This window comes from Micromonospora sp. NPDC050784 (assembly GCF_044456765.1).
Taxonomy (GTDB): Bacteria; Actinomycetota; Actinomycetes; order Mycobacteriales; family Micromonosporaceae; genus Micromonospora; species Micromonospora foliorum.
Map to the genome: position 1 here is coordinate 182,951 of NZ_JBITGG010000001.1, position 23,247 is coordinate 206,197.

General features: G+C 72.2%; 29 protein-coding genes. 10 read left to right on the forward strand and 19 right to left on the reverse strand.

The window, feature by feature from the left end; all coding sequences use genetic code 11:
- Window positions 1–4: 4 nt before the first annotated feature.
- From ACIBD9_RS00830 to ACIBD9_RS00845, 4 genes are read left to right on the forward strand one after another with little or no spacing between them, the layout of a single operon-like run.
- Window positions 5–739 carry an ABC transporter permease gene (locus ACIBD9_RS00830; protein ID WP_396713324.1) on the forward strand — a complete coding sequence of 245 codons (735 nt, stop codon included), beginning with the start codon at window positions 5–7 and terminating at the stop codon, window positions 737–739.
- Between the two features lie 11 nt (window positions 740–750).
- A complete protein-coding gene (locus tag ACIBD9_RS00835; protein WP_396713326.1) occupies window positions 751–2,019 on the forward strand; it encodes a sensor histidine kinase in 1,269 nt (422 codons plus the stop codon).
- Window positions 2,016–2,657 carry a response regulator transcription factor gene (locus ACIBD9_RS00840; RefSeq protein ID WP_196919960.1) on the forward strand — a complete coding sequence of 214 codons (642 nt, stop codon included), beginning with the start codon at window positions 2,016–2,018 and terminating at the stop codon, window positions 2,655–2,657. Before ACIBD9_RS00835 ends, ACIBD9_RS00840 begins: the two co-directional genes overlap by 4 nt.
- 23 nt (window positions 2,658–2,680) lie before the next feature.
- On the forward strand, window positions 2,681–3,649 hold the full coding sequence (locus ACIBD9_RS00845; protein WP_396713329.1) for a helix-turn-helix transcriptional regulator: 969 nt from the start codon (window positions 2,681–2,683) through the stop codon (window positions 3,647–3,649).
- Window positions 3,650–3,660: 11 nt separating this feature from the next.
- On the opposite strand, the gene ACIBD9_RS00850 is transcribed toward ACIBD9_RS00845, so the two are convergent.
- The 6 genes from ACIBD9_RS00850 to ACIBD9_RS00875 form a co-directional block, all read right to left on the reverse strand.
- Window positions 3,661–4,575 (reverse strand): SDR family oxidoreductase, encoded by a 915-nt coding sequence (locus ACIBD9_RS00850; RefSeq protein ID WP_396713331.1) that lies wholly within the window; start codon window positions 4,573–4,575, stop codon window positions 3,661–3,663.
- Between the two features lie 55 nt (window positions 4,576–4,630).
- A complete protein-coding gene (locus ACIBD9_RS00855) occupies window positions 4,631–5,368 on the reverse strand; it encodes an alanyl-tRNA editing protein (protein WP_204942278.1) in 738 nt (245 codons plus the stop codon).
- An 11-nt stretch (window positions 5,369–5,379) separates the two neighbouring features.
- The gene (locus ACIBD9_RS00860; protein WP_396713333.1) at window positions 5,380–6,267 is read right to left on the reverse strand and encodes an alpha/beta fold hydrolase; all 888 of its coding nucleotides are present in this window, start codon (window positions 6,265–6,267) and stop codon (window positions 5,380–5,382) included.
- Window positions 6,264–6,578 carry a DUF2516 family protein gene (locus ACIBD9_RS00865; RefSeq protein WP_030327754.1) on the reverse strand — a complete coding sequence of 105 codons (315 nt, stop codon included), beginning with the start codon at window positions 6,576–6,578 and terminating at the stop codon, window positions 6,264–6,266. Before ACIBD9_RS00865 ends, ACIBD9_RS00860 begins: the two co-directional genes overlap by 4 nt.
- A 71-nt stretch (window positions 6,579–6,649) precedes the next feature.
- Window positions 6,650–7,288, reverse strand: a complete 639-nt coding sequence (locus tag ACIBD9_RS00870) for a hypothetical protein (RefSeq protein ID WP_396713335.1) — start codon at window positions 7,286–7,288, stop codon at window positions 6,650–6,652.
- On the reverse strand, window positions 7,285–7,896 hold the full coding sequence (locus tag ACIBD9_RS00875; RefSeq protein ID WP_396713337.1) for a helix-turn-helix domain-containing protein: 612 nt from the start codon (window positions 7,894–7,896) through the stop codon (window positions 7,285–7,287). Before ACIBD9_RS00875 ends, ACIBD9_RS00870 begins: the two co-directional genes overlap by 4 nt.
- A 113-nt stretch (window positions 7,897–8,009) precedes the next feature.
- Between ACIBD9_RS00875 and ACIBD9_RS00880 the strand changes: the two genes are divergently transcribed.
- A complete protein-coding gene (locus tag ACIBD9_RS00880; RefSeq protein ID WP_396713339.1) occupies window positions 8,010–8,807 on the forward strand; it encodes an alpha/beta fold hydrolase in 798 nt (265 codons plus the stop codon).
- A 170-nt stretch (window positions 8,808–8,977) separates the two neighbouring features.
- Here ACIBD9_RS00880 and ACIBD9_RS00885 read toward each other — a convergent pair whose 3' ends face one another.
- The 4 genes from ACIBD9_RS00885 to ACIBD9_RS00900 all read right to left on the reverse strand — a co-directional run bounded on the left by ACIBD9_RS00885 (window position 8,978) and on the right by ACIBD9_RS00900 (window position 12,420).
- Window positions 8,978–9,937: an asparaginase gene (locus tag ACIBD9_RS00885; protein WP_396713341.1), complete on the reverse strand. Its 960-nt coding sequence runs from the start codon at window positions 9,935–9,937 to the stop codon at window positions 8,978–8,980.
- 94 nt (window positions 9,938–10,031) lie between these two features.
- Window positions 10,032–10,859, reverse strand: a complete 828-nt coding sequence (locus tag ACIBD9_RS00890) for a 3-keto-5-aminohexanoate cleavage protein (protein WP_396713343.1) — start codon at window positions 10,857–10,859, stop codon at window positions 10,032–10,034.
- Window positions 10,860–10,882: 23 nt separating this feature from the next.
- The gene (locus ACIBD9_RS00895) at window positions 10,883–11,995 is read right to left on the reverse strand and encodes a YgfZ/GcvT domain-containing protein (protein WP_396713345.1); all 1,113 of its coding nucleotides are present in this window, start codon (window positions 11,993–11,995) and stop codon (window positions 10,883–10,885) included.
- Window positions 11,992–12,420, reverse strand: a complete 429-nt coding sequence (locus tag ACIBD9_RS00900) for a Fur family transcriptional regulator (RefSeq protein ID WP_238660121.1) — start codon at window positions 12,418–12,420, stop codon at window positions 11,992–11,994. Before ACIBD9_RS00900 ends, ACIBD9_RS00895 begins: the two co-directional genes overlap by 4 nt.
- A 69-nt stretch (window positions 12,421–12,489) precedes the next feature.
- On the opposite strand from ACIBD9_RS00900, the gene ACIBD9_RS00905 reads away from it, so the two are divergent.
- Window positions 12,490–13,368 (forward strand): aminotransferase class IV, encoded by an 879-nt coding sequence (locus ACIBD9_RS00905; RefSeq protein ID WP_396713347.1) that lies wholly within the window; start codon window positions 12,490–12,492, stop codon window positions 13,366–13,368.
- 20 nt (window positions 13,369–13,388) lie between these two features.
- On the opposite strand, the gene ACIBD9_RS00910 is transcribed toward ACIBD9_RS00905, so the two are convergent.
- Together ACIBD9_RS00910 and mtfM are read right to left on the reverse strand one after the other, a co-directional pair.
- Complete coding sequence (locus ACIBD9_RS00910) at window positions 13,389–13,979, reverse strand: FABP family protein (protein WP_387174440.1); 591 nt, start codon at window positions 13,977–13,979, stop codon at window positions 13,389–13,391.
- A gap of 61 nt (window positions 13,980–14,040) precedes the next feature.
- A complete protein-coding gene (mtfM, locus tag ACIBD9_RS00915) occupies window positions 14,041–14,145 on the reverse strand; it encodes a small membrane protein MtfM (protein WP_030327764.1) in 105 nt (34 codons plus the stop codon).
- Between the two features lie 23 nt (window positions 14,146–14,168).
- Between mtfM and ACIBD9_RS00920 the strand changes: the two genes are divergently transcribed.
- The 3 genes from ACIBD9_RS00920 to ACIBD9_RS00930 all read left to right on the forward strand — a co-directional run bounded on the left by ACIBD9_RS00920 (window position 14,169) and on the right by ACIBD9_RS00930 (window position 17,041).
- Window positions 14,169–14,531 (forward strand): DsrE family protein, encoded by a 363-nt coding sequence (locus tag ACIBD9_RS00920; protein WP_387174179.1) that lies wholly within the window; start codon window positions 14,169–14,171, stop codon window positions 14,529–14,531.
- A gap of 78 nt (window positions 14,532–14,609) precedes the next feature.
- Window positions 14,610–14,990, forward strand: coding sequence for an SCP2 sterol-binding domain-containing protein (locus ACIBD9_RS00925; RefSeq protein ID WP_396713349.1), 381 nt, complete (start codon window positions 14,610–14,612; stop codon window positions 14,988–14,990).
- Window positions 14,987–17,041: a glycogen debranching N-terminal domain-containing protein gene (locus ACIBD9_RS00930; RefSeq protein WP_396713351.1), complete on the forward strand. Its 2,055-nt coding sequence runs from the start codon at window positions 14,987–14,989 to the stop codon at window positions 17,039–17,041. The genes ACIBD9_RS00925 and ACIBD9_RS00930 overlap by 4 nt, the downstream gene beginning before the upstream one ends.
- 19 nt (window positions 17,042–17,060) lie before the next feature.
- Here ACIBD9_RS00930 and ACIBD9_RS00935 read toward each other — a convergent pair whose 3' ends face one another.
- The 7 genes from ACIBD9_RS00935 to ACIBD9_RS00965 all read right to left on the reverse strand — a co-directional run bounded on the left by ACIBD9_RS00935 (window position 17,061) and on the right by ACIBD9_RS00965 (window position 22,156).
- Complete coding sequence (locus ACIBD9_RS00935) at window positions 17,061–17,828, reverse strand: hypothetical protein (RefSeq protein WP_396713808.1); 768 nt, start codon at window positions 17,826–17,828, stop codon at window positions 17,061–17,063.
- Between the two features lie 167 nt (window positions 17,829–17,995).
- Window positions 17,996–18,448, reverse strand: coding sequence for a winged helix-turn-helix domain-containing protein (locus ACIBD9_RS00940; RefSeq protein ID WP_396713810.1), 453 nt, complete (start codon window positions 18,446–18,448; stop codon window positions 17,996–17,998).
- 195 nt (window positions 18,449–18,643) lie between these two features.
- Window positions 18,644–18,964 carry a DUF1416 domain-containing protein gene (locus ACIBD9_RS00945; RefSeq protein WP_396713353.1) on the reverse strand — a complete coding sequence of 107 codons (321 nt, stop codon included), beginning with the start codon at window positions 18,962–18,964 and terminating at the stop codon, window positions 18,644–18,646.
- A gap of 2 nt (window positions 18,965–18,966) precedes the next feature.
- Window positions 18,967–19,815: a sulfurtransferase gene (locus ACIBD9_RS00950; protein ID WP_238661998.1), complete on the reverse strand. Its 849-nt coding sequence runs from the start codon at window positions 19,813–19,815 to the stop codon at window positions 18,967–18,969.
- 206 nt (window positions 19,816–20,021) lie between these two features.
- On the reverse strand, window positions 20,022–20,099 hold the full coding sequence (locus tag ACIBD9_RS00955; protein ID WP_310503780.1) for an Ms5788A family Cys-rich leader peptide: 78 nt from the start codon (window positions 20,097–20,099) through the stop codon (window positions 20,022–20,024).
- A 105-nt stretch (window positions 20,100–20,204) separates the two neighbouring features.
- On the reverse strand, window positions 20,205–20,993 hold the full coding sequence (locus ACIBD9_RS00960; protein ID WP_396713355.1) for a DUF2993 domain-containing protein: 789 nt from the start codon (window positions 20,991–20,993) through the stop codon (window positions 20,205–20,207).
- 104 nt (window positions 20,994–21,097) lie between these two features.
- Window positions 21,098–22,156: a hypothetical protein gene (locus ACIBD9_RS00965; RefSeq protein ID WP_396713357.1), complete on the reverse strand. Its 1,059-nt coding sequence runs from the start codon at window positions 22,154–22,156 to the stop codon at window positions 21,098–21,100.
- A gap of 241 nt (window positions 22,157–22,397) precedes the next feature.
- Here ACIBD9_RS00965 and ACIBD9_RS00970 point away from each other — a divergent pair, with 241 nt between their 5' ends.
- Window positions 22,398–23,117: a response regulator transcription factor gene (locus ACIBD9_RS00970; protein ID WP_181518701.1), complete on the forward strand. Its 720-nt coding sequence runs from the start codon at window positions 22,398–22,400 to the stop codon at window positions 23,115–23,117.
- The last annotated feature ends 130 nt before the right edge of the window (window positions 23,118–23,247 follow it).

A 23,247-nucleotide genomic window follows, 5' to 3' on the forward strand; every position in this document is an offset into this window, starting at 1 on the left:
CACCGTGCACGCCTTCCGCAACATCCTGAGAATCGAGGCGCGGCTCTATCTGCGGGACCTGCCGACGCTGCTCGTCACCGTCGGGCTGCCCACCCTGATCCTGGTGGTGCTGGGGATGGTCCCCTCGCTGCGCAAGCCGGACCCGACCTTCGACGGGCAGACCTTCGTCAGCTACTTCGCCCCGTCGCTGCTGGTGGTCACCCTCGCCATGGTCGGGGTGAACACCCTGCCCGCCGTGCTGGCCACCTACCGGGAACGCGGCGTGCTGCGCCGGCTGGCGACCACCCCGGCGCACCCGGCGGCTCTGCTCGCCGCCCAACTGGTGTTGGCCCTGGCCGGGATCCTGGCCAGCGCGCTGCTGCTCATCCTGGTCGCCCGGCTCGCGTTCGGGGTGCCGTTCCCTCGGCACCCGCTCGGCTTCACGCTGGCGTTCATCCTCGGCACGGCCGCCCTGCTGGCGCTCGGCCTACTGGTCGCCGCCGTGGCCCGGACGACGAAGGCGGCCCAGGCCCTGGCTGTGCCCTTGTTCCTGGTCACCATGTTCTTCGGCGGGGTCTACCTCCCCCGCTTCCTGCTTCCGGACGTCGTGGCGCGGATCGGCGACTACACGCCGCCCGGGGTGCAGGCGCTCCTCGACGCCTGGACCGGCACCCCGCCGCGGCCGCTGCACCTGGGGATAATGGCGGTGATCGCCGTGGTGGCCGGTGCCGGCGCGGCGAAACTGTTCCGCTGGGAGTGAGCGGAGAGGCGATGACCTGCAACGGTGGGCACGACCGTCTGACCAGTTGGCGAGAGCGCGAGGCGACCCTCTATCGCGTCTTCCCCTTCGGCGGGCTGGCCCTGGGCACCCTGCTGGCCCTCGTCGCACCGGCCCCCCACCATCTGGCGGCGCTGCCCACCCTCGCGGTCGCCGTGGCGGCCGGATGCTGGGTCGCCTGGTTCGTCACAGTGCACCCCGGCTGGCAGAACCGGCGCACGCTGATGGCGGTCTACTACGCCGGGCTGCTCACGTTCGCCGCCGCCCTGGTGGCCGCCAGCCCGTGGTACGGCTTCTTCGCCTGGATCGGCTACATCCACGCCTTTCCGGTGCTGCCCGGGCGCTGGCGGGTCGCCGGCGTGGTCACCACGGCCGCCCTCGTCGCCACCTCTCAGGGCGGTGGCCTGTCGGTGGTGGTGTCGCACTGGCCGCTCTGGCTGGTGCTGGTGCTGTTCAACCTGGTGGTGGCCGGCTCGGTGAGCTGGTTCGCGATGGTCGCCGAACAGGAGGACGCCAAACGCAAGCGGTTGGTGGCGGAACTCGGCGAGACCAACCGCCAACTCACCGAGACGGTCAGTGAGAACGCCGGGCTGCACGCCCAACTGCTCACCCAGGCCCGGGAGGCCGGCGTGCTGGACGAACGGCAGCGAATGGCGCGGGAGATCCACGACACCCTGGCGCAGGGGTTGACCGGCATCATCACCCAACTGGAGGCGGCCGAGCAGACCCGCGACCGGTCCGCCGACTGGCGCCGGCACGTCGACAACGCGCTCGCACTGGCCCGGGAGAGTCTCACCGAGGCCCGCCGCTCGGTCCAGGCGGTCCGTCCGGAACCGTTGGAGACGGCCCGGCTACCGGACGCCCTCGTCGAGCTGGGCGGCCGCTGGTCGGCGCTGAACGGCGTACGGGCCGACGTGGCCACCACCGGCACACCCCGCCCGCTGCACCCGGAGGTCGAGGTGACCCTACTCCGGGCCGCCCAGGAGGCGCTGTCCAACGTGGCCCGGCACGCCGCCGCGTCGCGGGTCGGGCTGACCCTGTCGTACATGGCGGACGTGGTCACCCTCGACGTTCGTGACGACGGGACGGGCTTCGACCTCACCGACCAGCCGGTGCCCCGTGAGCCGGGCGGCGGGTACGGGCTGACCGCCATGCGGCAGCGGGTGGCGCGGGTCGGAGGCGAGTTGGCCGTCGAGTCCGAGCCGGGCAGCGGCACCGCCATCTCGGCGTCCGTCCCCGCGCTACCCGGAGGTGCCGGTTGACCGCCCCGGTACGACTCCTGATCGTCGACGACCACCCGGTCGTGCGGGACGGCCTGCGGGGCATGTTCACCGGCGACCCCGATTTCGAGGTGGTGGGCGAGGCGGCGGACGGCTCGGAGGCGTTGGTCCTGGTCGCGACGCTACGACCGGACGTGGTGCTGATGGACCTGCGGATGCCCGGGATGGACGGGGTGACCGCCATCGGCAGGCTGGCCCGCGCCGGCAGCGCCGCCCGGGTGCTGGTGCTCACCACCTACGACACGGACGCGGACGTGCTGCCGGCGATCGAGGCCGGTGCGACCGGTTACCTGCTCAAGGACACTCCCCGGGAAGATCTGGTTCGCGCGGTCCGGGCGGCGGCGCGGGGTGAGTCGGTGCTCGCGCCGAGCGTCGCCGGCCGGCTGATGGGTCGGCTGCGCGCTCCCGCCGAGGAGCCACTCAGTCAACGGGAGCTGGAGGTGCTCACCCTGGTGGCCCGTGGCGCCTCCAACCGGGAGGCGGCGACCCGCCTGTTCATCAGCGAGGCCACCGTCAAGACGCACCTGCTGCACGTGTACGCCAAGCTCGGGGTCAACGACCGGGCTGCCGCGGTGGCCACCGCGTACGACCGGGGGTTGCTCACGCCCGGCGGACGGTGAGCGGCACCGGGCAGGATGGGCGGGTGCGTGCGTCCCGACTGATCTCGTTGCTGTTGTTGTTGCAGGCGCGCGGGTCGATGACCGCGAGCGAGCTGGCACGGGAGCTGGAGGTCTCCGAGCGGACCGTCTACCGGGACGTCCTGGCGCTCTCCGCGGCGGGCGTGCCGGTCTACGCCGACCGGGGGCGGGCCGGCGGTTACCGCCTGCTCGGCGGGTACCGCACCCGGCTGACCGGGCTGACCCGGGACGAGGCGGAGGCGCTCTTCCTCGCCGGGCTGCCCGGGCCGGCCGGCGAGATGGGGCTCGCCGACGCGGTCGCGTCCGCCGAGCTGAAGGTGCTCGCCGCGCTGCCACCCGCCCTGCGCGACGCGCCGGCCCGTGCCGGGCAGCGGTTCCACCTGGACGTGCCGGGCTGGTTCCGGGAGACCGGGCCACCGCTCCGGTTGCCGGAGCTGGCGCGGGCGGTCTGGGCAGACCGGGTGGTGGAACTGAGCTACCGGCGCGGCGACCGGGAGGTGAGCCGCCGGGTCGAGCCGTACGGCCTGGTGCTCAAGAGCGGGGTCTGGTATCTGGTCGGCCGGGTCGGCGGCGATGTGCGTACCTACCGGGTGGACCGGGTCACCGGGGTCGAGGTGGGCGACGAGCACTTCGACCGCGACGAGGGCTTCGACCTGGCCGGGCACTGGCGCGAGCAGGCCGGGTCGTTCCTGCGGACCATGCTGCGGGCCGAGGTCGCCGTCCGGCTGAGCCCCGCCGGCCTGCGCCAGCTCCGGCACCTTGTCGATGCCCCCTTCGTGTACGACGAGATGCTCGCCGCCGCCAGCCCGCCCGACGGGCAGGGCTGGGTGGTGGCCCGGCTGCCCGTCGAGTCGGTCCAGGTGGCGTACCACCAACTGCTGGGGCTCGGCCCTGAGGTGGAGGTCCTCGGTCCACCCGAGCTGCGGCGGTTGTTCACGGAGAGCGCCGACCGGCTCGCTGCGCTCTACCGCTAGCCCGTTCTGCTCTACCGGTAGCCGGTCACGTCCGCCGGTCTGCCCGCGTCGACCACCTCGGTGATGTAGCGGAAGCCCTCGGGTTGGCTGCCGTCCAGGTCGGTGAATCCGTACACCTTGGACAGGGTGCCGGCATCGACGGACTTGCCGCTCCAGCGGTCCTTCTCCTCGTCGGCGGCGAGCGCGGCCACCGCCCGGCCGACGAAGGCCGGGGTCTCCGAGATGAGGAAGTTCGGGTCGGTGGCGGCGCCGTCGCGCCAGTTCTCCTCGGTCACGCCGAAGTGCTCCAGCATCGCCTCGGAACGGATCCACCCGGGGGTGAGCGCCACGGCCGTGCAGCCGTGCGGCTTCAGCTCGTGCGCCTGACTGAAGGCGAGCCGGTTGACCGAGACCTTGGCCAGGTCGTAGAAGACCGACAGCCGGTAGTTCTCGTCGTTGTACGCCTTGGTGCCGTCGCCCATCTCCACCAGCAGCCCGCCGGGCTTGCGGATCAACAGCGGCAGGGCGAAGTGGCTGGTGATGATGTGCGTGTCGACGGCCAGTCGCAGGGTGCGGAAGCCGGCGTCGAGCGGCTGCTCCCAGACCGGCTTGTCCCAGGTGACCAGCGGATCGCCGCCCCAGATGTCGTTCACCAGCACGTCGAGTTGGCCCTGCTCGGCGTCGATCCGGGCGACCAGGTCGCGGACCTGCTCGGGCACCAGGTGGTCGACCTGGACGGCGATGCCGGTGCCGCCGGCCGCGGTGACCAGCTCGGCGGTCTCCTCGATGGTCTCCGGTCGGCCCATCTCGGAGCGGCCGGCCCGGGTGCTGCGACCGGTGGCGTAGACCGTGGCACCGGCCGCGCCGAGCTGAACGGCGATCTGGCGCCCGGCACCACGGGTGGCACCGGCGACTAGCGCGATCTTTCCAGTGAGCGCTTGTGTCATGCCTGCGACGGTGTCAGGAATACCTGACAACCGACGTCCGAATTCGGTACTCGACCTAGTCGACCAGCCGGACCCGGACCCGGCGGTTGGCCCGGCCCTTGCTCTCCACCTTGACCACCTGCACCTTGCCGATCTGGGCGGTGGAGGCGACGTGGGTGCCGCCGTCGGCCTGCACGTCCAACCCCACGATGTCGACGATCCGGACCTCCTGCTCGTCCGGCGGGATGAGGTTGGACTGGGTGCGGATGATGTCGGGCAGGGCCAACGCCTCGGTGCGCGGCAGCACCCGCGTGGCGACCGATCGGTCGGCGGCCACCTCGGCGTTGACCAGCTCCTCGATGCGGCTCTTGAAGTCCGGGGGCACCTCGGGAAGGTTGAAGTCCATCCGGGCCTCGCCCGGCTCCATGTTTCCGCCGGTGACGAGCGCGCCGAAGTCGCGGAACACCACACCGCAGAGCACGTGCAGCCCGGAGTGGGTACGCATCAGTCGGGTGCGGCGCTCGTCCTCCACCGCGCCGACGACCTCGGTGCCGACCGGCGGCAGCGGGTCACCCTCGGCGGGGATCAGGTAGGGGTCGTCGCCCTTGCGGGTGCCGACGATCCGGGTCTGCACGCCCTGCCAGAGCAGCACCCCGTGGTCGGGTGGCTGACCACCACCGCCCGGGTAGAACGCCGAACGGTCCAGCACGATGCCCTGCTCCGCGTCGGCGTGCAGGACCGTGCACGTCCACTCGCGCAGGGTCGGGTCGGCAAGGTCCAGCCGGTGCGTCCGGCCATGCTGTGTGACGCCCATGACAGGGCAGGTTACTCGTTCAGGAAGCCCGAGATGCGGTCCCGCAGGTCGGCGCGTTCCGACCACAGCACGCCGGGCCGCTCGTACACGTGCAGGGTGGCCTGGGGCAGCGCGACGGCGAGCCGCTCGGCGACCTCGACCGGGTGCAGGTCGTCGCCCGCGCAACCGATCACCAGCGCCGGGGCGGTGACCGCCGTCAGGTCACCGATCTCGCGCAGCGGTGTCTGCTCGGTGAGCGTGGCCAGACCGTCGGCCAGACCGTCGCGGAGCAGTTGGTCGAGCCGTTGCCGCAGGTACGCCCAACCGGCCGGGGTGTTGCGCACCGCCGGTGGCAACTCCAGCGTGACGATGTCGGCGACCGCCGAGGCGTCCCCGCTCTCCACCGCCTCCAGCAGGTCGGTGACGCGCTCCCGGGCGTTCGGCCCGCGTGGCTCGTCGAGGACCGCCGGCAGGAAGAAGACCAGCCTGTCGAAACGCTCCGGGCTCTCCGCGAGGAGTCGGCAGAGCGCACCCGCGCCGAGGCTCGCGCCGAACGCCCGGCTGGCGCCCCCGAGGTCGGCGATCGCCCGCAGATCCCGGGCCAGGTCCAGGTAGTCCCACGGCCCGTCCGGAGCATCGGAACGGCCGTGCCCGCGAAACTGGAAGAACACCTTGCGGCCGTTCACCCCACTGCCGAACGGGCGGGTGGTGGCGATCCCGTGGCCCAGCCCGTGCGCGAACACGGTGACCGGATCACCGATGCCGGTGACCAGCCGCTCCAGCCGTACGCCGTGTGGGGTGGTGACCAGCTCGGTCTCCGGTTCCGGCAGCGCCGGCCGGCCGGTACGCGGCCCGCCCGGCCCGGGCCCCCAGGTGCGGGGCCCGCTGTCGGGTGGGGGCGGCCAGCGAAAACCTCTCACCAGAACCCTTTGCCGTCGCTCAGGTCGCGCAGGCCGACCCGGACGTCGAGCAGGTAGATGAGCGCGGCGGCGATGCCGATCAGCCCGAAGAGGCTGATCGGACCGAAGCCGAGCAGGGTGAGCACGAGGCAGACCGCCAGGATGGCGATCCAGCCGCCCTTGGGCAGCGTCCCGATGGCGGGGAAGGCGTCGGAGCGCTGCGTGACGGCGTGCACCAGCGCGACACCCTGGATGATCAGCGCGAAGACGAGCAGAATCAGCTCGATCACGTAGCGGACTTCGAACGCGAAGATCGGCGCGGCGTTGGCCATGCCGGCAAGTTTATGTCCACGACCCCGGCTACGTCCGACAAGGACGCCGCCGGGGTCGTGGACAGGACAGGCTATTCGGCGGCCGGGCGGGTCCGCTTGGTGGCCCGGGGAAGCTTCGCCGACGGCGTCTCGGGCTGCTTGGCAGCCTTCGGCGCGCGGGCGACCTTCTTGACCGCAGCCGGCTTGGCCTCGGCGATCTCGGCCACGTCGGCCGGGGTCGGCACGTCGACGGGGGCCGGGGCGGCCGGAGTGGTGGTGGCAGTCGCGGTGGTGGCCGGCGTCACGGCCTCGGTGGCCTCGATGTCGGCGTTGACCGTCTCGGCGGCCTCCAGCACGCCGGCACCGACGACCCGCTCGCCCCGGGCAACCAGCGCGCCGTACGCGGCGAACGCGCGTTCCTGGGCGACCTGGGCGCTAGCGACCACCAGGGCGGCGTTGCGGGTCGCGGCGGCGCGCAGCTTGTCGATGTCGGCCACCTCGCGCAGCTTCGCCAGGTCGGCGGTTTCGTTGGCGGTGCGCAGCGTCTCGGTGGCCTTCTGCTTCAGTTCGAAGCCGGTCAGCACGGCCCGACCACCCAGGTCGGCGACGACCCGGGTGCTGAGGACGCCGACCACGGCCGGCAGCTTGCGCAGCTGCTCGATGGCCAGCTCACCGGCGCCGGCTGCGGCGTAGATCGGGGCGGGGATGCGGTTGGTCTTCGGCTCGCTCATGACGTCTCCTCTTCGGCCGCCTGGGCGGCCTTCTTCTTCTGGGGGATGTTGGTGCTGCCCGGGGCGGGGGCGGTGCCCGCCTCGGTGACGGCGACCGACTCGAGCACGGCCTCGGTCGGAGTGCCGCCCACGGTGGTGGGGCCGGTGGCGGCCACATTGGCCAGGTCGGCGGCCTGGCTGGCCGGCTGGCTGACGGCCGGGCCAGCGGCCGGACCGGCGGGCTGGTCGGCCTGAGCCGCCTCGGCTTCGGCCTGGGCCTCGGCCAGCCGGGTGTTCTCCCGGCGGAACGTCTCGTAGATCTGACTGAGCGACTGCTTCTGCGCCATCGTCAGGTCGGCGTCCACAGCGATGGCGGCGAGCACCCCGTGGCCTTCCTTGTCGTCGAGCAGACCGGCGCGCAGGTACATCGCCGGAGTGGAGACCCGCAGCGCGCTCGCCAGTTGCTGGAGCACCTCGGCGCTGGGTTTGCGCAGGCCGCGCTCGATCTGGCTGAGGTACGGGTTGCTGACCCCCGCCTGCTCGGCGAGCTGCCGTAGCGAGATCTTGGCGTTGCGCCGCAGATCGCGGATGAACCCGCCGACGTCGGGAAGGTCCTTGGGTGTGGCCATGGCAGCGACGCTAACCGCCCGCGCTAGCTCTTGCAAGCAAAACGCTAACCATAGTTAGCAAGGTCTCAGCATCCCGTTTGCGCGCCGCCCCGGTCGATACGTACGGTCCCTCCGTGCACAAGATCACAGTCAATGGAGCAAGCATCGCGTACGACGAGGCCGGCACCGGTTCGCCCGTCGTCCTGCTGCACGCCGGAATCGCCGACCGGCGGATGTGGCGGGGACAGGTGTCCGCGCTCGCCTCCCGGCATCGGGTGATCGTTCCGGACCTGCGCGGCTACGGCGACTCGGAACTCCCCCCGGCCCCGTTCACGCACCACGACGACGTGGCCGGACTGCTGGACGCGCTCGACCTGCCCCGGGCCGCCCTGGTCGGCTGCTCCTTCGGAGGGGCGGTCGCCATCGACACCGCGCTGGCCCACCCCGATCGGGTGAGCGCGCTCGCGCTGTTCGACACGGCGGTCTCCGGCAACGAGTGGTCCGACGAGGCGAACGACCTCTGGGACGACCTGGTCGGTGAGGTAGACCCGGACGACTTCGTCGCTGGCGCGGCCGGTGAGGTGCGGTTCTGGGTGGTCGGCCCGGGACGCCAGCCGGAGGACGTCGACCCGGAGCTGCTCGCGTTCGCGCAGGAGATGGACCAGCGCGCCCTCGCCGCCGAGCTGGCGCTCGGCGCCGTCGAGGTGGGAGAGCTGACGCCACCGGCGATCGGCCGTCTCGGCGAGCTGAAGATCCCCGTCCTGGTCACCGCCGGTGCCGCGGACGTGCCGGACATCAGTCGGCTCGCGGACCGGATCGCCGCCGATGTTCCCAACGCGGTACGACTGCCCGACGTGCCGGACGCCGCGCACCTGCTGCCGCTGGAGCGACCGGAGCCGGTCAACGCCGCGCTGCTCGACTTCCTGAGCTAGCCACCACCGCCGCCGGCGGACCTGCCGCGACGAGCGCTATACCTCAGGGTCATGTTCATACCCGTGAGGTATAGCGCTCGATCCGGAGTTGGCCGTCGCGACGAGCAGCCGGGCCGCGCCAAGCCAAGCAGCCGGGCCGCGTCGAGCAGCAGGCCGGCGGGCCGGCGGTGTCACCAGAGCGGGCGGACCGCCCCGACCGGGACCCCGCCGCCGAAGAGCGGCACCTCGGCGTACTCGGTCAGCACCGGGGCGTCCACGCCGAGCCGGCGCAGCGCGGAGACCAGTACCGGCATCCGGGCCCGGTCCGCGCCGTCGTCGATCTTCAGGGCCACGGCGCCGACGCCCGGCAGCGCCACGGCGATCACACCCTCGGCGCCGACCTTGGCCAGCAGCCCCGGCACACCACGCATCAGCCGGGTGTCGTCGGCCTGGGTGCCGCCGACGATCTCCGGGTACGCCCGCATCGCGTCGGCCACCGTGCGCGGCACCGAGCCGGGTTCGGCGTCGACCAGCCGCAGGTACGCCCCGGCCAGGCCGGTCAGCGACACCGCGAGCACCGGGGCACCGCAGCCGTCGACCCCCACCGCCGCCGCCTGCTCGCCGGTGAACTCCTCGATGGCGGCCCGCAACCGCTGCTGCAGCGGGTGCTCCGGCCGCCAGTAGCCCTCCCGCGACCAACCGGCGGCCTCGCAGGTCAGCAGCATCCCGCTGTGCTTGCCGGAGCAGTTCATCTGCACCCGGCTCGGGCCACCACCGGCGCGGAGCACCGCCTCCCGGGCCGCGGCACCCACCGGCAGGTCGGGCGGGCAGTGCAGCGCCGACTTGTCCAGCCCGGCACGCTCCAGCAGCGCACCGACCCGGGCCAGGTGGAATTCCTCGCCCGCGTGACTCGCCGAGACCAGCGCCACGTCGGCCGGGTCGGTCAGGGCCAGGCCGGCCCGGAGCATGCCGATCGCCTGCATCGGCTTGCTGGCCGAGCGGGGGAAGATCGGCGAGGTCACGTCACCGGCGGACGCCACCGCGACACCGGCGGCGTCCAGCACCACCACCGAGCCGCGGTGCGCACCCTCCACGAACCCGGACCGGACCACCTCGGCGAGCGGCGCGCCGCCCTCGTACGTCTTCGTCACGCGCTGGACGGTACCGACGGTCCGGGGGTGCCCGGCGGCGGGGTGACCAGGAGGTCCACCGCCCGGGTGACAGGAGCGCGGGACAGACCCGGCCTTACAGCCCGAGCAGTTCGCGGGCCTCGGTGGTGGTCAGCGGCGGGCGCTGGGCGAGCTGGGCGAAACCCACCGCGCGGGCGACCAACTGCATGTTGGACTCCACCGGGCGGCCCTTCGCGTACGTCACGGTGTCCTCCATGCCGACCCGCAGGTGCCCGCCGGCCGACAGCGAGGCCAGCAGCACCGCGATGGTGCTCCGGCCGACGCCGGTGGCCGAGAAGGTGGTGCCCTCGGGCAGGTCCCGCAGCATCCGGTGGGCCGCGACCAGGGTCTCGGTGGTGCCCGGCATGCCGCCCGGCACGCCCATCACGAAGTCGACGTGCACGTGCCCGCCGGCCGGCAGCCCGTACTTGCCGAGCAACCGCTGCAACGCGGACAGGTGGCCGAGGTCGAAGATCTCGTACTCCGGCACGATCCCGCGTTCCTGCATCCGGGTGTGCAGGTCGACGATGAACTCCCAGCGGTTGAGGAAGACGTCGTCGCCGAAGTTGACACTGCCCATGGTGCAGGAGGCCATGTCGGGACGGGCGTCGAGCACGGCGAGTCGGGCGGCCTCCGGGTCGGTCACCGCGCCGCCGGAGGAGAGCTGCACGATCAGGTCGGTGCTGTCCCGCAGCGCCGCCACCGTGTCGGCCAGACGCACCGGGTCGAGCGTCGGCCGGGCCTCGTCGTCGCGGATGTGGACGTGGATCACGGCGGCGCCGAGCGCCTCGCACTCCTTGGCGGTGAGCAGCAACTCGTCGAGGGTCACCGGCAGTGCCGGCACCTCCGCCTTGGCCGACTCAGCGCCGGTCGGGGCCACCGTGATCAACGTCCCTGTCGTCATGCCGGCGATCCTAGACGGCCCGCTCAGGACGGGTCGATCGCCGCCGCGGTCTCGCCGATCAGCAACGTGGCGTCGTCCGGGACGTTCCGCTTCAGCACCGCGAGAGCGACCTGGCCCAGCTCGTGGTGCAGCACGGCGGTGCCGACGAAGCCGACCGCCCGGCCGTCGAGGGTCACCGGCGTACCGGCCACCGGCGGCTGATCGGTGGTCACCCCGTCCAGGTGCAGCAGTACGAGGCGACGCGGCGGCCGGCCCATGTTGTGCACCCGCGCCACCGTCTCCTGCCCCCGGTAGCAACCCTTGTCCAGATGCACCGCCGGGGCGATCAGGTCGACCTCGGCCGGAATGGTCCGGTGGTCGGTGTCCACGCCGACCCGGGGCTGCCGGGCGGCCACCCGGATCGCCTCGTACGCCCACAGCCCCGCGACCGGCACGCCGGCGCCGCGCAACTCGGCCACCACCTGGTCCATCGCCGACCGGGGCACCAGCAGGTCCACCCCGAGCGGACCACGTCGGGCCCAGCCGCCGATCGGCAGCGGTCGTACGTCGTACCGCGCGCTCGCCCGGAGTGGCACGGCACCGTGCGGGAACTTCGGACCCGGCACCGCGACCACGTCCGGTGCGGCGAGCCCGGTCACGCCGAGCGTGCCGAGCGCCTCCATGGCTGCCGGCCCGACCAGCGACAACAGTGCGCGCTCGGCCGTCGCGTCGCGTGGTTCGACCTTGCTGAAGAACCGCATCTTCTCCAGGTAGGTCAGCAGGCCCTGGGTGGCGCCGGGCTCGGTGTCCAGCCAGGCGGTCTCGCCGTCCTCGGCGACCATGGCGTGCTGCTCGATGTGGCCGTGCGGCGACAGCACCAGCAACTCGGTGCCCTCGCCCGCGGAGAGCGTGGTCAGGTGCTGCGAGGTGACAGTGTGCAGCCAGCCGGCCCGTTCCTCGCCGGACACCGCGATGACCCCTCGATGCGACCGGTCGACCAGACCGACAGCGGTGTCGAGGGTGCGCTGCTCGCGCAGCGGGTCGCCGTAGTGCGCGGCCACCCCCCGCACGCCGGCGGCGACGTGCGCCGGATCGGGCTGGTCACGGCTGGCCTCGTCGATGCTCTCGACGGCCACCGCACCCGCGATGTCGATCATTTTTCGTCCCCGTTCTCGCATCGTACGCAGACGCCGAAGAGTGACACGTGCCCGATGTCCACCCGGAACCCGCGCTGCGCGGCCAACTGGTCGGCGAGGGGGCGGAGCAGCTCCGGATCGATCTCGTCGATCGCGCCGCATTCCCGGCAGACCAGATGGACGTGTTGGTGTTCACCGGCGGCGTGATAGGTCGGTGAGCCGTGCGACAGGTGCGTGTGGGTGACCAGGCCGAGCCGTTCCAGCAGCTCAAGCGTGCGGTAGATGGTGGTGATGTTGACGCCGGCGGCTACCTCCCGGACCGCGGTGTGCACCTGCTCCGGGGTGGCGTGGCCCAGATCGAGCACCGCCTGGAGGACGAGCTGCCGCTGGGGCGTCAGCCGGAGCCCACGGGCCCGCAGCATTTCCGCGAGGGAGGATTCGGACACCGTCCGATCATAGTTCGGCCACCAGGCTGTTCTCCGCACCGCGATCGATCACCACTACGCTCGACGGTCATGGTGGAGTCGTCCGTCGGGAAGGTCGCGGCCGACCCGACCGCGCGGATCGCCGTCCTGGGCCGCGGCCGGGTGCCGCCCGGCGCCCCGGTGCTCCGCGGTGACGACCTCGGGGTGCTGCAAGGTGACGGCCTCTTCGAGACCATGCACCTGCGCGACGGCCAGCCGTGGCTGCGCGACGAACACCTGGCCCGCCTGACCACGGCGGCCGCCGCCGTCGAGCTGGCCCTGCCCCCCTCCGCCGCGCTGATCGACCTGCTGGACGAGGTGCGTAGAGGCTGGCCAGCGCCGGTGGAAGGCGCTCTTCGGTTGGTCTGCACCCGAGGCCCGGAGGTCGGCGGCCCGCCCACGGTCTACGCCACGCTGGCCGAGGTGCCGGCGCCGGCCCGGGCCGCCCGACGGGACGGAATCACGGTGGCGACCCTGCCGCTGGGGCTGCCCGCCGCCGCCCGGAGCGGGCTGAGCTGGTTGCCGGCCGGCATCAAGTCCACGTCGTACGCGGTCAACAGCGCCGCCCGCCGCTGGGCCCGCCGGGCCGGCGTGGACGACGTGCTCTGGATCTCCTCCGACGGGTACGCGCTGGAGGGCCCCACCGCAAATGTGGTGTGGCTCACCGACGACACGCTCTGCACGGTGCCGGCCGCCACCACCGGCATCCTCGCCGGCACCACCGCGGCCTGGCTGCTCGCCCACGCGACCGAGCTGGGCCTGAGCGCCGCCGAGCGGATGGTCACCACCGCCGAGCTGCACGCGGCGGACGGCGTGTGGTTCACGTCGTCGCTACGCGGAGCCGCCGAGGTCCACACCCTGGACGGGGTACGTCGGGCTAGCTGCCCGCGTACCCCCGCCCTACAGGCCCTGCTGGGTTTCCCCGTCTAGCCGGCCGCCGACGGTCGAGGTCAGCCGCCGACCCGGACGAGTCGGGCCGACAGGTGCGGGCTGAGCCCGTGCCCCATGGCGGCCATCTCCTGGGCGTAGAGCAGCGCACCCTCGACGATGCCGAAGAGCCGGTGCCCGCCGGTGACCTCCTTGGCGGTCGGAGTCCGGATCACCGCGTCGGTGGCGAACTCGATCTGCGTGCCGGTGCGCTTGCCCAGGTGCAGCTCCATCACCCCGGTCGGGGTTGTCAGCAGCGCCTCCAACTCGTCGGTCGCCCGCCCGTCCACCAGCACCGGCCGCCACCAGCCGACCTCGCGACCGGCCGGACGGACCGGCTTGCTCTGCTCGTCGAGGATCCAGGCACGCGACTCGTAGTGCAGGAACGGTCGGCCGTCGTGGCTGATCCGGATTTCCTGCGCGTAGTCGAAATCCTCGATGGTGGGGAAGCCGCCCTTGCCCCGACCACGCCACAGACCGATGTACGGCAGCAGGGCGTCCAACGCGGGGTGCAGCTTCGGCCCGACCCGCAGGTCGTGACTCTCCTCGAACGGGTACTCCTCGACCGGCGGCGCGTTCAGCCACGGCGGCTGCAGCGGGTTCTCGCTCACCAGCGTCACCCCGCCTCTTTCGTTCGCGACTGCGGGGCTCGCAGGCCCGGCTCACTCCTCGCGCTCACCAGCGTCCTCTCGAAATGCGTACGGCAAGGTAGACCAGGCCACCGGCGAGCCCGCCCAGGCCAGCGACCAGCAGGCTGACAAACCCGATCTCGGTAACCATCCCGGCCATCCTATGCTGGGCCCATGGCCCGCTCTCTCGTCGTCAAGGTCACCGCGGGGGCGGACGCCCCGGAGCGGTGCGCGCAGGCATTCACCGTCGCCGCGACGGCGGTCGCGGCCGGGGTGGACGTCTCGCTCTGGCTGACCGGTGAGTCGACCTGGTTCGCGCTGCCCGGTCGCGCCCAGCAGTTCGACCTGCCGCACTCCGCACCCCTCGCCGAGTTGTTGCACGTCATCCTCACCAGCGGCCGGGTGACCGCCTGCACGCAGTGCGCGGCTCGACGGGAGATCGGCCCGGACGACGTACTCCCCGGCGTCCGGATCGCCGGTGCCGCGGTCTTCGTCGAGGAGGCGTTGGCCGAGGGCGCGCAGGCACTCGTCTACTGACCGCACGAGGCGGTGGGTCGATCCGGGCGGAGTGCCGATACCGACCCGACATCTCGGACGGCTGCCTACGATTCGGATGTGACCGAGGCGGCGGAGAGGTTCTTCGAAGCACTGCCGTCGCGCGCCCCCGACGTCCTGGGCGGCCTGGCCGACGGCACCCTCCAGATCGACCTCGGCGAGGACCACCGGACCGAACACTGGCTGGTCCGGATGCGACCCGGGTGCGTTGAGGTCAGTCGTGGGCGGGGCCCGGCCGACGCCATCTGGTACAGCAGCGCCGCCCTCTTCGACCGACTGATCACCGGCGAGGCCCAGGGGGTCGCGGCGGTGCTGCGCAACGAGAGCACGTTCAGCGGGAACGTGGTGCTCTTCCTGGCCTTCCGCCGGTTCTTCCCGAACCCGCCCGGCACCCGCGACCCCCGGGAAACGGCCCGTCGAGCAGCCGGGCGACTCAGGTGAAGGACCTCGTCAGCATTCTGGACGGCAACACCTTCCTGGTCAGCGACCGGCGTGGGGACATCGAACCGTCCTACGACTTCCCCACCGGGCTCTTCTCCTTCGACACCCGCTTCCTGTCCACCTGGGTGCTCACCCTGGACGGGAAACGGCTGCACGCCCTCTCCGTCGACGACGCCGAGTCGTACCGCACCAAGTTCTTCCTCGCCCCCGGCGAACCCACGCACTACCTGGACGCCAAGGCGTCGGTGATCCGCAGCCGGGCGATCGTGGGCAGCTTCGAGGAGGAGCTGACCGTGCTGAACCACCTCGGCGCGGAGGTCGAGTGCACCGTTCGGATCGAGATCGGGGCCGACTTCGCCGATCTGTTCGAGATCAAGAATTCTCGGCAGAAGCGGGGGCGGACCACCGTCACGGTCGCCGAGAACGAGCTGCGGCTGACCTACCGGCGGGAGGCGTTCCACCGGGAGATGGTGGTCAGCACCACCGCGCCGGCGCAGGTCGACGACACCGGGATGACCTTCCAGGTCCGGATAGCCAGCAACGGCTGGTGGGCTACCCGGCTGCACGTGTCCAGCGTCGTCTACGGAGCCCGTGGCGAGGACATCAGGGCCACCCTGCCGTACGGCGGCAGCCGCAGCGCGGACGCCATCCGCGCCGAGCAGCAGGAGCTGATCGACCGGGCGCCGAAGCTCGGCTGCGACTGCGAGCCGCTGGCCGGGGCGTACCGGCGCAGCCTCAACGACCTGGCCGCACTGCGCTACGAGTCGATCGCCCTGGGCGTGCGGCTGATCGCCGCGGGGCTTCCCTGGTTCATGACCCTGTTCGGCCGGGACAGCATCATCACCTCGTTGCAGGTGTTGCCGTTCCTGCCGGAGCTGGTCCCGCCGACGATCCTGATGCTGGCCGGACTACAGGGGCAGCGGGTGGACGACTTCCGGGACGAGGAACCGGGCAAGATCCTTCACGAGCTGCGGTACGGCGAGACCGCCGGCTTCGAGGAGCAGCCGCACTCGCCGTACTACGGGTCGGCCGACTCGACGCCCCTGTTCATCATCCTGATCGACGAGTACGAGCGGTGGACCGGTGACGCCGCACTCGTCCGCCGGCTGGAGCCGCAGGTCCGCGCGGCGTTGGAGTGGATCGACACCTACGGTGACCTGCTCGGCACCGGTTACCTCTGGTACCAGACCCGCAATCCGGAGACCGGTCTGCAGAACCAGTGTTGGAAGGACTCCTGGGACGCCATCTCGTACGCCGACGGCAAACTGCCCGGCTTCCCCCGGGCCACCTGCGAGTTGCAGGGCTACGCGTACGACGCGAAGCTCCGAGCCGCCCGAATGGCCCGGACGTTCTGGAACGACCCGGATTTCGCCGACGAACTGGAGCGACAGGCCGCCGACCTCAAACGGCGGTTCGACCGCGACTTCTGGATCCCCGACCGCGAGTACTACGCGCTCGCGCTGGACGCCGACGGCCGGCAGGTGGACGCGCTGACCTCGAACATCGGGCACCTCCTGTGGAGCGGCATCGTGGACGAGTCACGCGCCGGCAAGGTGGTCGAGCACCTGCTCGGTCCACGCCTGTTCTCCGGCTGGGGGGTGCGGACGCTCGCCGTGGACGAGGGACGGTACAACCCGATCGGCTACCACGTGGGCACGGTCTGGCCATTCGACAACTCGATCATCGCCTGGGGGTTGTGGCGGTACGGCTTCCGGAAGGAGGCCGGGTTGCTCTGCGACACGATGCTGGCGGCGTCCCGGTACTTCCAGGGGCGGCTGCCGGAGGCGTTCGCCGGCTACGCCCGGGACCTCACCGACTACCCGGTGGAGTACCCGACCGCGTGCAGCCCGCAGGCCTGGTCGACCGGCACCCCACTGCTGCTGCTGCGGGTGATGCTCGGGTTGGAGCCGCAGGGCGAGCACCTGATCATCGACCCGGCCGTGCCACCCGGGATGGGCCGGGTCGAGCTGCTGGACATCCCCGGCCGGTGGGGCATGGTCGACGCGTTGGGCCGCAGCCGTGGCCCGGACGATGAGCCGGGCGACGGCTGACCCGAGCGAATGGCCCGGCTCAGCCCGGGCAGCCGACGGTGGCGGCCAGTCGGGTGGCGTCCGGGCTGATCTCGGCCAGCACCGTGACGGCACCGCTGCGGTACGCGTACACAGGGGGTTGGTCCAGCAGTGGGGCGTTGCCGGCCAGCGGGGCGAGTGCGGCCGTCGAGGCCGCCGGGCCGGGACCGTTCGCGGACCAGGCGGTGCGGGCGAGCGCGCCGCCCGGGCAGGGCGCGGTGACCAGCTCCGGCGTGGCGTCACCCGGCCGGTCGAGCGCCCGCAGCGCGGCGCTCAGCGCGGCGGTCTCCGGGCCGGCAGCGGTGGCCGGGGCCGGCGTGTAGCCGGCGCCGATCGGCCGGCAACCGGTGTCGACGACCAGTCGCACCCGGCCGTCGACGGTCGGCCGTCCCTCGACGGCCACGAACTCTCCGGCGTCGGCGCGCAGCTCGGGGCCGTCCACCCCGGGCCCGACCCCGGCCCGCCAGGTCGCCGGCAGCCGCTCGGCGATGCCGGCCAGCACGGCCCGCTCGTCACCGGTGGCCGCGAGCACCCCGACCTCGCGCCGCAGCCTCGCCCCGTCCTCGAACGGGGTGACCCGGCAGCCGGACGCGATCCGCGCCGGACCCAGCTCCAGCAGACCGGCCACACCGGCCGCGTGGGCCAACTCGCCGATCGCCCGGTCGACCACCGGGCCGGCCTGATCGAGGGAACGTTGTTCCCGCACCGTCGGCGGGTCGTCCCGCACCGACATCCAGGTGAGCCCGGCCAGCAACACGGCCCACGCCACGGTCACGGCCAGCAGCCAACGTCGCCGCGGCCGGGCCGGTGCCGGCGCGGCGGGGCCGGCCGAGGAGCCCCAACCCGTCTGCACAGCACCGCTCACCCGGCCATGGTGTCACGCGCCCGCCGCAGGTCCGGCGGCGGAGGCGGTCGGCGGGACGGGACGACGGCGGGTCAGTGGTCGTTCAGCCGGGCCGGCGGGTCGAGTCGGTAGCCGACCCCTCGCACGGTGTGCAGCTGCGGTCCGCCCGGCAGCCCCCGCAACCTGCGGCGCAGCCGTTTGATCGTGGACTGCAGAGCGGGGGTGTCCGCGCCATCCAGCGCGGAGGCGCAGAGCTGTTCGTAGCTCCACACCACCAGCGGCGGGCCCATGAGCAGGGCGAGCAGTTCCCGTTCGGTGGGGGTCAGCGGGAGCGGGTCGCCGCGCCAGGTGATCCGGTGGCCGGCCCGGTCGACGGCCAGCTCACCCCACTCCACCAGGCCCTGCGCCTCGGTGGGCGGAAGGGCTGTGGGATTGACCGACGCCGGGGCCGTCGGCGACGACAGCAGCTCACGCAGCTCGGTCAGGTCGGCGCAGCTGAGCACCGGGGCGAGCCCGCCGAGTTGGCCCAGCACCCGCTCCCGCATCGACACGTCGGTGCCCACACAAAGGACGATGGGAACCGCTTCGTCGGACCCGCCACCTTCATCCCTGAATTCCACCCGTAGATACTGACGTATGCCGATGGATTTCGGCACCCGCCCCGGCGTGCGGCTGCGGGGGAACGACCGGGGCCAGCCACCCCGGGAGGGTGACCGGCCCCGGTCGATCAGAGCAGTGGGTCAGGCGACGGTGACGGCAACCTCGTTGACACCTCGGCCGGCAGTGACCGCGGTGTCGCCGTTGCCGTGCCGGGACAACGCCCGCAGCGTCCAGGAACCCGGCGCGGCGAAGAACCGGAACTGCCCGGCGGCCGAGGTGACCACCTCGGCGGTGAACTCACCAGTCGAGTCGAGCAGCCGGACGTACGCGCCCGGCACCGGCTCGGCCTCGGAGGAACGGACGATGCCGGTGATGACGGTTTCCTTCTCCAGGTCCAGGCTGGCCGGCAGCGGCGCGGCCTGGTCCGGTGCGGCGCAACTTGCGGCGGTGGGGAGAGTCATGATCAGGCCTCCCCGGGTTCGTCGCCGAGCGCGACCGGCACACCGACCAGCGAGCCGTACTCGGTCCAGGAGCCGTCGTAGTTCTTGACGTTGCGGTGACCCAGCAGCTCCTGGAGCACGAACCAGGTGTGCGACGAGCGCTCACCGATCCGGCAGTACGCGATGGTCTCCTTGCCGTCGTCGAGCCCCGCGTCACCGTAGATCTTGCGCAGCTCGTCGTCGGACCGGAAGGTGCCGTCCTCGTTGGCCGCCTTGGACCACGGCACGCTGATCGCGGTGGGGATGTGCCCGGCCCGCTGCGCCTGCTCCTGCGGCAGGTGGGCGGGGGCGAGCAGGCGACCGGCGAACTCGTCGGGGCTGCGCACGTCGACCAGGTTCTTCGTGCCGATCGCGGCGACGACCTCGTCGCGGAAGGCCCGGATGGAGGTGTCCGGCTCCTGCGCGACGTACTGGGTCGCCGGGCGGGACACCGCGTCGGTGACGAGCGGGCGGGCGTCCAGCTCCCACTTCTTGCGGCCGCCGTCGAGCAACTTCACGTCACGGTGGCCGTAGAGCTTGAAGTACCAGTAGGCGTAGGCGGCGAACCAGTTGTTGTTGCCGCCGTACAGGATGACGGTGTCGTCGTTGCTGATGCCCCGCTCGGAGAGCAACGCCTCGAACTGCGTCTTGTTGACGAAGTCCCGGCGGACCTGGTCCTGGAGGTCGGTCTTCCAGTCAATCTTGATGGCGCCGGCGATGTGGCCGGTGTCGTAGGCCGAGGTGTCCTCGTCGACCTCGACGAAGACGACGCCCGGGGCGTCGAGGTTCTTCTCGGCCCACTCGGCCGAAACGAGTGCGGTGTCGCGACTCATCGAATCACTCCCTGGTGAGGATGGATGGTGAGCCAACGCGCGCGAATCGATGGTTGTATCAGTCGCACCACGCGCGGGACCCAGCGGAAGGACGGGATCACGGGTTCGTGCGACGGCGCCGCTGCCGGGCGTTCGGTGGGATAACCGGAGGGTGCGAGAACCCTGTGCCGGTGGCCGCCGTCAGGCGGCCGGAGACAGCCCCGCCGTCAGATGACGGGGCGACACAGGCAGGTGGCCACGCGGCACAGGTCGACCGCGCGCCGTTTGGTGAGGTGGGTCCCCATGGCCAGGAACCATACCAGCCAGTGACCGTGCTGCCACTCAGCCGACCACCATCCGGGAATCGCCGGGGCCGCCGAGGATTTCGGCGTCCCACCGCGCCTCCGGCGTCAGCCAGCGGAGTTGATCGGCACGTTCTTGGCGTCGGCGGTGACCGCCAGCCCTTCCGGCAGTGGACGGACCTCTCGGACCGCCAACTGGAACGGCAGGTCCGGAAGGGGCACATCGATGGAGATGCTCTTGGCGTAGTTGCTCAGGAAGGCACGGGCCAGCGGCAGGTTCGGCAGACCCGCGGCGTCCAGGTCGTTGAAGCGCAGGGCGACCGCGCCGTTGTCGGCGACGGTGACGTCGGCGGTGCCGCTGATGGTGAGCTTCTGACCGAGGATGTCGGCCGGAGCCTTGACGGTGAGCTTGCCGTTCTGCTCACCGAGGGTGAGGCCCGGGCGGTTCAGCAGCGCGGCCAGACTCTCGTAGCTGATCGTGCCGGCGCCGTTGACGGTGTCCGCCACGACGTCACCCTGGCCGGTGCGCAGGGTGTCCAGCGAGGCCCGCACGTTGCGGGCGTCCACGTCGAGCACCGGCAACCGCACGGTGTCGCCCTCGACCGGGGCCTGCACGTCCCGCAGGTTGATGGTGATGCGCTGGTAACGGCCGTCCAGCACCTGGGTGAGGAACGGAGTTCCGCCCACCTCCACCTCAGGCGCGGCGGACTGGGCGCCCTGCTTGGTGATCTCCTGACGCACGCGGTCGGCGATCATCCGCTCGGCGACCCCGACCGCCACCCGGTCGGCGACCACCAGCAACCCGGCCAGCAGCAGGAGCAGCACGAACAGCCCGATGAGCAGCTTGCGGCCACGGCGTCGGGGTCGCGCCTCGTCCACCGGATAGTCCTGCGCCACGCCGCCTCCTGTCTCCGCCCGTCGCGCCGCGACGGGTCGTTCGTACCAACGCCGCAGGGCGGCGCACCCGTAGGTACCCGACCGGCTCCGCGCTCAACCGTGACTCAGAGGAAGAGCATGCACATGGCGTACGCGGCTGGCGCAGCCAGGGCGAAGCCGCCGAGCGGACCCTGCATGTGCCGGGCCACCCACATCGTGGGCGGTTCACCGGCCATCAGCCGGCCCGCCTCCGCGTACCCCACGGCGAGGTCGGAGAGGACGGCGGTGACCGCCGCGACCAGACCGATCACGGCGGCCCGGGTCGGCGTGAAGGGAGCCACCAGGTAGCTGCCGAGGAGGGCGCTGGTCAACGTGCCGACCATCGCGCCGGCCACCACGCCAGCGGCACCCCGGGGCACCTGCGGGGCGAGCCGGGGCCAGGGCAGCACGGCGTCGGTGAGCCGGGCGACGGTGAGCGCCACACCGCTCGCGGTCAGGCAGACGGTGATCGCCTGCGTGCCGGCCGGGATCCGGCTGAGCACGATCAGGGTGGCGAAGGCCACCACCCCGACCACGATGAGCAGCGTGGCCCCGAGGGAGTCGGTGACCCGGACCCGGTCGACCCGACGAACCAGCTGGCCGAGCACCGCGGCGAGGAGACCGCCAGCGGCCAGGTAGCCCAGCGGCGCCAGGCCGGCGACGTCGGTCTGCACCGCGGCGATGTCGGCAAGCGCCGCGACCACGGCGCTGATCCCGGCGACCACCAGCAGCGCGGGCGGGCGCATGGCCATCGTCCAGGCGAGCACGAACAGCAGTTGGACGCCGAAGATGATGAAGGCGAACGGCAGCCGGTGACCGGGGCCCGACGTCTGCGCGCCGAGCACCAGGCCGACACCGAGCAGCGCGGCGAAGCCGGCGATGGTCAGCGCCAGCTGGCGGTGCACCTCGACCGGGGGTATGACCTCCTCTTCCGGCTCGTCGATCTCGTCCTCGGATCGGCGGGCCGGCTCGCCGGCGCGGCGGGCACGGCGCGGCCCACCCCGTTCGCGGTGATCGCCATCGGTGGTGGCCGGACCGGTACGCGGTGCGGGCGGCTGGCCGCGCGTCGGTGCGGCGGCCGGGCCCGGTTGGGGCCCAGCGGGCCACGATTCGCGGCCGGCCTCGGGCGAGGTGGAGGGAAACACGACCCGATCGTGCCAGACCGACCGGCCGACGCGGTGGTCACGGGTTTCAGCGACGTTAAAATCCGTGCCACGATCAGGGGCAAGATAGACAAACGGGAAATGGCCTGACGGCGCGGCCGAGGCGATCGGTTACGCTCAACGCGTTACCCGCCCGTCAGCGACGCCGGGACCACGCAATTTCTCAGCGCACTCCTTGATGGGTGCGACTGGTCGCGTGCGGCCTCGCGCCGCCGGGACGGAGGTGATCGTGGAGATCCTGCTGCTGGTGACCGCACGCGCAGGGGAACCGTCGGCTGTGCTGCCGGCACTCGACCTGCTGCCGCACTCGGTCCGCACCGCGCCGCGTGACGTTCGCACCCTGGTCGCGGGCCCCAGCCCGGACGCCGTCATGGTGGACGCCCGATCGGAGTTGAGCGAGGCCCGGGCGACCTGTCGAATGTTGCACGCCACCGGGCTCGGCGTGCCGCTGGTCGCGGTGGTGACCGAGGCCGGCCTGATCGCGCTCAACGCCGACTGGGGCGTCGACGACGTCATCCTCGCCTCGGCCGGCCCCGCCGAGGTCGAGGCACGGCTACGGCTTGCGGTCGGCCGGCTCAGCAACGCGACCGCTGGCGCGGGTGGCTCGATCCGGGCCGGCGAGCTGACCATCGACCCGGACACTTACGCGGCCAAGCTCAAGGGCCGCCCGCTCGACCTCACCTACAAGGAGTTCGAGCTGTTGAAGTTCCTGGCCCAACACCCGGGCCGGGTGTTCACCCGGGACCAGCTCCTGCGCGAGGTCTGGGGCTACGACTACTTCGGCGGCACCCGCACCGTGGACGTGCACGTCCGGCGACTGCGCGCCAAGCTCGGCTCGGAGTACGAGTCGATGATCGGCACCGTCCGCCAGGTCGGCTACAAGTTCGTCGTCCCGCCGTCGCGGTCGCTTCCCGAGGCGGAGCACGCGCCCCTGCCGGTCTGACCTACGGACCCGGTCCGGACGATTTCCCATATGCCCTTTTTGCGCAGCTTGGCGGTTCTATTCTGACTGCCGGGTTTGTCGGAGAAAGGGGCGACGGTGCGTGCACTGACCACGGGGGCGACGGGCCGGC

Bases quoted from the DNA above. Each gene is read 5' to 3' on its own strand.
- ACIBD9_RS00940 (WP_396713810.1), bottom strand. From the start codon at position 18,448: ATGCGGGAGCGGGTGCTGGGCCAACTCGGCGGGCTCGCCCCGGTGCTC.
- ACIBD9_RS00870 (WP_396713335.1), bottom strand. From the start codon at position 7,288: ATGAGCGAGCCGAAGACCAACCGCATCCCCGCCCCGATCTACGCCGCA.
- ACIBD9_RS00955 (WP_310503780.1), bottom strand. From the start codon at position 20,099: ATGGGGACCCACCTCACCAAACGGCGCGCGGTCGACCTGTGCCGCGTG.
- ACIBD9_RS00905 (WP_396713347.1), top strand. From the start codon at position 12,490: ATGGTGGAGTCGTCCGTCGGGAAGGTCGCGGCCGACCCGACCGCGCGG.
- ACIBD9_RS00945 (WP_396713353.1), bottom strand. From the start codon at position 18,964: ATGACTCTCCCCACCGCCGCAAGTTGCGCCGCACCGGACCAGGCCGCG.
- mtfM (WP_030327764.1), bottom strand. From the start codon at position 14,145: ATGGTTACCGAGATCGGGTTTGTCAGCCTGCTGGTCGCTGGCCTGGGC.
- ACIBD9_RS00835 (WP_396713326.1), top strand. From the start codon at position 751: ATGACCTGCAACGGTGGGCACGACCGTCTGACCAGTTGGCGAGAGCGC.
- ACIBD9_RS00855 (WP_204942278.1), bottom strand. From the start codon at position 5,368: ATGGGCGTCACACAGCATGGCCGGACGCACCGGCTGGACCTTGCCGAC.
- ACIBD9_RS00920 (WP_387174179.1), top strand. From the start codon at position 14,169: ATGGCCCGCTCTCTCGTCGTCAAGGTCACCGCGGGGGCGGACGCCCCG.
- ACIBD9_RS00865 (WP_030327754.1), bottom strand. From the start codon at position 6,578: ATGGCCAACGCCGCGCCGATCTTCGCGTTCGAAGTCCGCTACGTGATC.
- ACIBD9_RS00875 (WP_396713337.1), bottom strand. From the start codon at position 7,896: ATGGCCACACCCAAGGACCTTCCCGACGTCGGCGGGTTCATCCGCGAT.
- ACIBD9_RS00895 (WP_396713345.1), bottom strand. From the start codon at position 11,995: ATGATCGACATCGCGGGTGCGGTGGCCGTCGAGAGCATCGACGAGGCC.
- ACIBD9_RS00850 (WP_396713331.1), bottom strand. From the start codon at position 4,575: ATGACACAAGCGCTCACTGGAAAGATCGCGCTAGTCGCCGGTGCCACC.
- ACIBD9_RS00950 (WP_238661998.1), bottom strand. From the start codon at position 19,815: ATGAGTCGCGACACCGCACTCGTTTCGGCCGAGTGGGCCGAGAAGAAC.
- ACIBD9_RS00890 (WP_396713343.1), bottom strand. From the start codon at position 10,859: ATGACGACAGGGACGTTGATCACGGTGGCCCCGACCGGCGCTGAGTCG.